Source organism: Nonomuraea lactucae, assembly GCF_003313395.1.
GTDB lineage: Bacteria > Actinomycetota > Actinomycetes > Streptosporangiales > Streptosporangiaceae > Nonomuraea > Nonomuraea lactucae.
In genome coordinates, this window is record NZ_QNFZ01000908.1 from 1 (window position 1) to 7,924 (window position 7,924).

General features: G+C 70.7%; 8 protein-coding genes. 3 read left to right on the forward strand and 5 right to left on the reverse strand.

Annotated features, from left to right (window positions below; genetic code table 11):
* Positions 1-1,239, reverse strand: a 1,239-nt coding sequence (locus DQW85_RS31395; RefSeq protein ID WP_113703418.1) for an FAD-dependent monooxygenase, incomplete at its 3' end; no start/stop codon positions are given.
* Positions 1,240-1,241: 2 nt separating this feature from the next.
* Positions 1,242-2,204, reverse strand: a complete 963-nt coding sequence (locus DQW85_RS31400) for an MBL fold metallo-hydrolase (RefSeq protein ID WP_113703419.1) — start codon at positions 2,202-2,204, stop codon at positions 1,242-1,244.
* A 332-nt stretch (positions 2,205-2,536) separates the two neighbouring features.
* Between DQW85_RS31400 and DQW85_RS31405 the strand changes: the two genes are divergently transcribed.
* Positions 2,537-3,661: an MAB_1171c family putative transporter gene (locus DQW85_RS31405; RefSeq protein WP_338043429.1), complete on the forward strand. Its 1,125-nt coding sequence runs from the start codon at positions 2,537-2,539 to the stop codon at positions 3,659-3,661.
* Here DQW85_RS31405 and DQW85_RS31410 read toward each other — a convergent pair.
* Positions 3,633-4,856 carry an MAB_1171c family putative transporter gene (locus DQW85_RS31410; protein WP_113703421.1) on the reverse strand — a complete coding sequence of 408 codons (1,224 nt, stop codon included), beginning with the start codon at positions 4,854-4,856 and terminating at the stop codon, positions 3,633-3,635. The two genes, DQW85_RS31405 and DQW85_RS31410, sit on opposite strands and share 29 nt — an antisense overlap.
* 39 nt (positions 4,857-4,895) lie before the next feature.
* Entirely contained in the window at positions 4,896-5,690 is a 795-nt protein-coding gene (locus DQW85_RS31415) for an SAM-dependent methyltransferase (protein WP_240197539.1), read from the reverse strand.
* Positions 5,691-6,070: 380 nt separating this feature from the next.
* Here DQW85_RS31415 and DQW85_RS31420 point away from each other — a divergent pair, with 380 nt between their 5' ends.
* Together DQW85_RS31420 and DQW85_RS31425 are read left to right on the forward strand one after the other, a co-directional pair.
* Positions 6,071-6,826, forward strand: a complete 756-nt coding sequence (locus DQW85_RS31420) for a helix-turn-helix domain-containing protein (RefSeq protein ID WP_113703423.1) — start codon at positions 6,071-6,073, stop codon at positions 6,824-6,826.
* Positions 6,823-7,359 (forward strand): hypothetical protein, encoded by a 537-nt coding sequence (locus DQW85_RS31425; RefSeq protein WP_162795528.1) that lies wholly within the window; start codon positions 6,823-6,825, stop codon positions 7,357-7,359. Before DQW85_RS31420 ends, DQW85_RS31425 begins: the two co-directional genes overlap by 4 nt.
* Before the next feature lie 66 nt (positions 7,360-7,425).
* On the opposite strand, the gene DQW85_RS31430 is transcribed toward DQW85_RS31425, so the two are convergent.
* A partial coding sequence (locus tag DQW85_RS31430; protein ID WP_162795529.1) for a sensor histidine kinase occupies positions 7,426-7,924 on the reverse strand: 499 nt, incomplete at its 5' end.

Genomic DNA, 7,924 nt, shown 5'->3' on the forward strand with positions numbered 1-7,924 from the left:
AGGCGGGCGGCCGGCGAACGGCCGGGACGGGTCCGGCGTCGTCAGCGGCGAGTCCACGTACCAGAACGGCTCCGCCAGCCGCCCAGAGTCGACCGCCGCGCGGGCCGTCACGTCCGAGGCCGCCGCCTCCAGCACGGACAGCCGGTGCCGGCGCTCCTCCTCGGTGCCCGGCACCAGGAACCGCATGGTCGCGCCGGTCACGTCGAGGTTCTCCAGCGCGGCGGCGTGCCGCTCGGCGTGGTAGCTGTCGAGCAGCGCCTCGCCCGCCCAGCCGTTGAGCACGAACGCGAGCTTCCAGGCGGCGTTCTCGGCGTCCTGCACCCCGGAGTTCAGGCCGCGGGCGCCGAACGGGGCGACCAGGTGCGCGACGTCCCCCGCGAGCAGCACACGGCCCGCCCGCATGCGGTTCACGACGCGGGAGTGGAAGCGGTAGACCGAGCTCCACACCACCTCGTACGGCCGGTCGCCGATGACCGCGCGGATCCTGGCGTCGCGGGCGCCGGACCCCGCCTCCAGCGCGTCGTCGTAGCCCGCCGGCACCTGCCAGTCGACGCGGAACGTCGAGTCCGGGCACGGGTGGATGAGCACCTGCCGGCCCGGGTTCCAGGGCGGGTCGAAGTAGAAGCGCCGCTCGTGTGCCCAGTCCGGCAGGTCGGTGCGGATGTCGCAGATGAGGAAGCGGTCGTCGAAGGATCGGCCGCCGAAGCTCAGGCCGAGCATCCGGCGCACCTCCTCGCCCTTCGACCCGGCGCAGGCCAGCGCGTACGCGGCCCGTACGGCGACGTCGCCGGAGCCGGTGCGGCAAATCAGGGTCACCCCGGTGGCGTCCTGGGCGATGCCGGTGACCAGGTGGTCCCAGCGCTCGTCGATCAGCGGTTCGGCGGAGATCCGCTCGTCGAGGAGCTCCTCGGTGCGCGCCTGGGAGATGTTGACGAACGGCGGGAACTCCGACCGGCCGGCCTCCGCGAAGGTGTAGCTGAACAGCTCGCGGTCGCGGTGGAACGTGCGGGCCGTGGTCCAGGTCAGGCCCTCGGCGGCGATGCGCCGCCCGGCGCCGGCCGCCTCCCAGATGTCGAGCACGTCGCGCTGCTGCACGATTGACCTGGAGCCGGCCGGGTCGCGGCGGGGCCGCGCGTCCAGCAGCACCACGGGCACGTCCCAGCGCGCCAGGAGCAGCGCCGCGCTCTGCCCCACGGGCCCGCCGCCCAGCACCGCGACAGGGGCGTCGACGACGGCCACCGTCAGCCCTGCAGCCGCCGCCAGACCTCGCGGTCGCGCTCGGCCGTCCAGATGACGGGCCGTTCGACGCCGGAGAGCTCGTCCCACAGCCGCGACACGTCGAAGGGCAGGCAGTGCTCGAAGATCGGCCAGCCGCCGTAGCGGACGGCCAGGGCGGCGTGGGCGGCCTCGAACGCCTCCTTGAGGGTGCCGCCGCGCTCCCGCACCGCGCCCACCTCGCGCAGCATCACCTGCAGGAAGTGGCGGGTCTGGCCGATGGCGGCGGACACGGCGTCCCGGCCGCGCGCCACCGCGCCGCGCCCGCCGACGAGGGTCTCGGCGCCGAACGCGGCCACCCGGTCGAGTGTTCCCGTGGCCCATTCGCGGTGGAAGGCGTCGCCGGTGTAGAGGGCGGCCCGCGCCTCCACCAGGTCTCCGGCGAACAGGATCCGCCGCTCGGGCAGCCAGGCCACGATGTCGCCCTCGGTGTGGCCGCGTCCGCAGTACTGCAGCACCAGCTCGCCCCGGTCCCCGCCGAGGTGGATGGTGAACCGGTCGGAGAACGTGGCGGTGGGCCAGGTCAGCCCGGGGATCGAGTCCGGGTCCTTGAACAGGCGGGGCATCCGCCCGTACTCCGACCGCCAGTCCTCCTCGCCGCGCTCGGCGATCAGCGCGCGGGTGTTGTCGTGCGCGACGATCACCTGCGCGCCGAACGCGCTCGCGCCGAGCACCCGGACCGCGTGGTAGTGCGACAGCACCAGGAATCTGACCGGTTTGCCGGTGTGCTCGCGCAGCCTCGCCAGCCACTGGCGGGCCGCGACGGGCGTGGCCAGGGCCTCGAAGCAGACGAGGAAGTCCTCGCCCTCGACGGCCCCGACGTTCGGGTCGCCCTCGGCCGTCAGCGCGTAGACGCCGTCGGCGAGCACCTCCAGGGTCTGCTGCTTCTCGTCCAGGTCGGCGGACGAGGCGAAGGCCTTCGGCGCCACGGCGCACCTCCAGGTTCGATCAAGGGCTCCAGCCCGCTGGCGCGGCCCCTCACGAGACCCCTTCCCCTTGTACGGCACGCCGTAGCCTCGCGCCACGGGCACCTCTTCTCGCCGCGCTTGTGGGCGGTTTTATTACAGCTTGGAAATATCGATTGATAGCTCCTTGCGACTGGTCAATCGTTGGAGCGCTTCGCGGGGGATCGAGCCGGGAGGTGGGCCCATGTCGGTGTCCGCTTTGTCGGCTGATAGCCGATATGGCAGCGGGTCCATGAATTCATGACCGGAGGCATATGATGACGATCTACGACTCGTTATATCTCGGCTGCGCTGTCATGTTCGTCGCCGTGATCGCCTACAAGATTGCTCGGCTCCGTTCCCGATGGGAAAGCCCCAGACTGTGGACCCTGGTTCTGACGCTGCTGTTTCCTTCGGTCGTCATGGCCTTGTCCCTGCCGGACGTCCAACGGGCCGTCAGTCGGTTGACCGGTGTCACGAATCTGGCGCCGCTGTTGGTGTACGTCTTCACGTCCGCGCTCGCCGGGTGCTTCCTGTGCATGGCACTGATGTGGCGGTATCCGGCCGGAACCGCGTGGCCACGGATCCGCTGGATCCTGGTGGCCTACGGCTCGGAGATCGTGGCCATAGCCGGTCTGTTCGCGTTCTCCTCGGTGCCCGAGGAGCGCGTGCTGGATTTCGACCTCCATTACGCCACCGATCCCATCACCGCCGCATGGACGATGATCGCGATCGTCTCGGTCGTGATCGCTGTGGCGATTCTGGCCTACCTGTGTTTCAGCTGGGCCAGAGACCAGCGGATCAATCGGTGGCTGCGGATGGGGTTGCGCCTGTACGGCACCGCCGGGCTCGTTCTCGGCCTCAACCATCTCTTCCGGTCCATCGTGATCGTTACGCTCTGGTTCGGCGTGACCGCGCTGAAGCCCGCGGCCACGCTGATCCCGTTGCTGGTCACACTGCTGGGCACGATCGCGCTGACCGGTGCCCTGCTGGTGCCCGTCTGGGGTCCGCGGCTGTCGGCGGCGCGCAGGTGGATGAGCCGGTGGCGGGTCTTCCTGGGGTTGAGGCCGCTGCATCGCGCGCTACAGCCCGTCGACCCCACCGTGGTCTTCATCGCGTCGCGGAAGAGGTTCGACCCGCACCACCGGGTGCGCAGGATGGTGATCGAGCTCAGCGACTGGCGGTACACCCTGATGTCCCTGTTCGATCCGGTGGTGGAGGAGTCGGCCGCGCGGTCGGGGCGGGAGGCCGGCCTCACGGGCGAGCAACTGAAGGCCAGCGTCGAGGCGATCCGGCTCAAGACCGCCGCACTTCGCCTGCGCCACGGCTCCCGCACGGCCGTCGACGCCCCCGCGCAGCGGCATGACGACGCGCGGAACGGCGCCGACTTCGAGAAGGAACTGGACTGGTGGCTCAGGGTCGCGCGTGCTTTCGGCCACTGAACGGCCGCTCCGCCGTGCCCGTCACGATCGGTGATCGCCTGAAGGCGCGGGCGACCTCGGTCCACCAGGCGACCTCGGCGTGAATCTGGATGTCGCCGCAGTCCTGTTCCTCCTCGGAGAGGTGCGGGCCTCGCGACCGCGGGTGCCGGTGCGACGCGTACGCGGCGGCCTTCAGCCGGGCAGCCTCCACGGCCGCGCGCAGCCGGTCTCCGGGAAGATCCGCCAGCCGGCCGAGTCTCGTGGCCTCCTCCTCGACCTCGGGGTCGAACATCGGGGCCAGCCGCCACCGCCAGTCAGCCAGTTCGATCACCATCCGGCGCACCCGGTGGTGCGGATCCAGCCGGCGCCCCGGCGCCACGAAGACCAGGGCCGGCTCGACGTGCCGGAGGGCGCGGTGCAACCGCCACAGCCCGGCGAAGACCCGCCACCCCCATGCCCACCTGCGCAGGTCCTGAATGCGCGGGCCCCAGACGGGCAGCATCACGGCGGCGGCCAGGAAGAAGCTGCCGGCCAGGACCACGGGCGCCGCGGCCGTGGTCGCCACCGTGTTCAGGTCCGGCGTGCCCAGCCAGCTCGCGCCGACGGCGGCCCCCCGTACCAGCGTGTACGTCGCCAGCACCCATCCGGCGGCCCCGTAGTGTCGCAGTCCGCGTCGCAGCCATGGATGGTCCGCGTAGTCGCCGTCCCGCGCCCACGTGAAGCAGCACCACCCGAAGGTCACGGTCCCGATCAACACGGAGGTGAGCCAGACGGCCGCGAGCGCGCGGACGGTCGGCTGCCCGCCGTGGTGGAGGGCGAAGTTGAGCGGATGTTCCCCGGGCATCGGCCGGGCGAAGAACAGCGCGGCCATGGTGGCGATCACCAGTCCGTATCCGGCGAGGACCCAGCGCACCCGGCGCCGGGCTCGCTCGGCCGGCTCCCTCCACAGCAGCGTCGTCGCGAGGGCGCACGCCGTGAACGCGCTGGTGCAGCTGTAGAGCACCAGCACCGACAGGTTGGGGACACCGGTGACCCGGTCGAAGTGTTCGGCGTTCGTTCCCGCCCTGAGCCACAGGGCCAGGACCGGGAAGAACAGCGTGCCGCACAGGGCCCACAGCGGGGCGCTGCCACGCCGGCGACGCAGCCGCCGCAGCCTGCCGGCGAGGAGCAGTGTGAGCACAGTGGCGCAGAGCGGATAGACCAAGTTCTCGATCACGCTGTTCCTCGCTGCCGAACGCGATGCCGCCAGGCCGGTTCAAGAGATCACTCTCGCTCCGACGCCGCCGAGGACGTGGGTCGCATGCCCCGGCCATTGCCAGTAGGGCCCCGGAACGTGATCCCCGGACGGGCAGTCGGGCCGCCATGAGAGCACGTCGACCAGTCCCGGCTCCATGAGGTCGAACCCGTCCAGCAGAGCGAGGATCTCGGCCCGGGTGCGCAGGGCGACCGGACAGGAGGCCATGTCGTACATACCAGAGATCGCGGCGTACTGCCGGGGATTGAGGCTGTCGCGGCATTCGTGAGACATGACCAGATAGCTTCCGGGGCACATGGCGCGCCGGAACGCTGCCACGATCTCGCCCGGCCGGTCGGCGTCCGGCACGAACTGCAGGACGGCCGTCATCAGCACGCCGACCGGCCGGGAGAAGTCCAGCAGACTGGTCACGGCCGGATGGCGCAGGATCTGATCCGGCGTGCGCAGGTCCGCGCCCACCATGGCCACGACGCCGTCCCGGGCGAGCAGGGCCTGGCCGTGCCGTACCACGACCGGATCGCGGTCGACGTACACGACGCGCGCCTCCGGGTTCAGGGAGAGGGCGACCTGGTGCACGTTCTGCTGTGTCGGCAGCCCGCATCCCAGCTCGAGAAACTGGTCGATGCCCGCGTCGGCGAGCACGCGGACGGCACGGCCGAGGAAGTCGCGGTTCGCCTGCGCGGCGGTCCCGGCCCCGGGCATGACCTCCAGCAGCCCGCGGGCGGCCCCGCGATCGGCGGCGAGACCGTCCTTGCCGCCGAGCAGGCAGTCGTAGATCCGTGAAGCGTTCGGCACGCTGGGGTCGAAGCCGCCTTTGCCGCAACCGCCTCGATGAGGGCCCGTGCCTAGGGAAGGGTCCGCCTTGGTTCCAGACGCCATCGTGTGATCCTTCGGGTGGCCGCGGCCATCGATCCTGAGTGAGTACGGGGGCTTGCCCCGGCTACCCCGACCTCGATGCCGGATCCACGGCCATTCGGACCTGGGAGACCATCGGTTCCCGAGCCTGGAGGCGAGCTCGTGGTTCATACCTGAATTTCATCCCTCGCCCCACAAGCGCCACATGAGTAGATGTTGCGGTTGTTGAGAGACTAAGGGCGACGACGACCGTAATCAACTGGCATGCTGAATGGTGCACCAACCCTCCTACGGCAGTATGAACTAGTTCGAGGTGAATTGTGGCCGAGAGATCGCGATCGTTCGGTTCCATCCTCGACGATTTATGCCTGCACCCGGTCTCGCGGCGGCGACGGTATACCAATACCGAACTCGCCGACGCCGTCCACCGGCTGGGCGGCGAGATAACCGACGGCTACATTTCCCACCTGAGGAAAGGCCACCGGGACAACCCCACCCTGCAGACCATGGAAGACCTCGCCGCCGCGCTCGACGTGTGCCCGGCCGTCTTCGTCGGCGGCCGGCAGGAGCGGTGGGGCGACGAGCGGCCGCGCCAGTCCTTCACCGGCAAACTGCGCCTCCTCTTCGCGGTCGTCTATCCCGTCGGCCGGGGCCCGTACACTCCGGAGGAGGTCGCCAAGTCGATCACGATGGACGACCGGTGCGGCTCCATCTCCGCCAGTTACATCAGAGAACTCCTCAACCCGCTCCCGGACACGCCGCCGAACCCCAGGCTGAAGCACATTCTCGGACTGGCAGAGCATTTCGGCCTCGCGGACGAGGCCGGCCCGCAGCCGGCCTACTTCCTCGACGACGACCTGGCCGACGTCCTCGCGGCCGAACTGACCGACTTCGCGGCCCTCCGCAAGGCCGGGGTCATCGAGTTCGCGACCAGGATGGCCGAACAGGCATCGCTCTGGAGTCCGGAGATGCGCCGCCAGGCGGCCCAGACCATCACCCAAGCCCTCGAATCCGGTGAGACGGGCTGGATCTTCCCTCCCCGGAAGGGCACCTCCCCCGGAGGTGACGAGACATGAACCGGCGGGAATGGCAAGTGCTCTGTGATCGGACGGTCGAGCGCTTCGCCCTGCGCGGGTCCGCCACCTACCGGGATGCCTGCCGCCGGGTCGGCGAGATCATGAGCGAGATCCTCGACGCCCAGGTCGAACTGAAGTTCGTGGTCATCCCCGACTCACGGCTCACCGGGGTGACGGCGCAGCGCATGGACGGGACCTATGTCGTCTACTGCGCCAGGTCCCGCTCGTGGTATCACCGGCTGGGCATCCTGCTGCACGAACTGGCACACCTCCTCCTGGAGCACCGGCCGGTCACGTTGGACACGGAGGAGAGCCTGCGCCGCTTCGCCCCCCACCTGCCCGACAAGATGGTCCACCTTCTCGCGCACCGCAACGTCCACACCACGGACGAGGAGAAGGAAGCCGAGGAGCTCGCCGACGAGCTGCTCGGCCGGCTGACCGAGCAGCAGAGGATGGCGGGCACACGGGAGGTCGCGCCGCACATCATGCGGATCGCCGAGGTGCTGGGCGACCACGACAGGACCGACGACTGATCCTGATCGTCGGCGGGCACCGCACCTGAGCGCGGGTTCGAGCGGTTCAGCGCGGGTTCGAGCGGTTTACCGCAGCGGGGTCGCGTCGCTCGATCTGGCCGCGGAGGCGGCGGGCCCGGCCGTCCCGGCGGGGGCCGCGGGGAGGCACACGGTGAACACCGCCCCGGCTCCGGGCCGGCCGTCCGCGGTGATCGTGCCGCCGTGCCCGTCCACCACCTCGCGTACGAGGGCCAGGCCGAGGCCGAAGCCCCGCTCCTCGCTGTGCGGCCCCCCGACGAACCTGGTGAACAGTCGTTCGGCGTCGTCCGGGTCCAGGCCCACGCCGTCGTCGCGGACGGCGAGCTCGACCGTGCCGGAGCCCGTGGAGAGGGTGACCCAGATGTGGCCGCCGGCGCCGGTGTGGCCGAGCGCGTTGTCCAGCAGAGCGGAGACGACCCGGCGCAGCGCCGACTGCGCCCCGCGCACGACCGGCGGGCCGGGCCCCCGCCGCCGTACCTCGATCGTGACACCGAGCGCGTCGGCGCGGGCGGCCTCGGCCTCGGCCAGCTCCTCCGCGAGCTCGGCG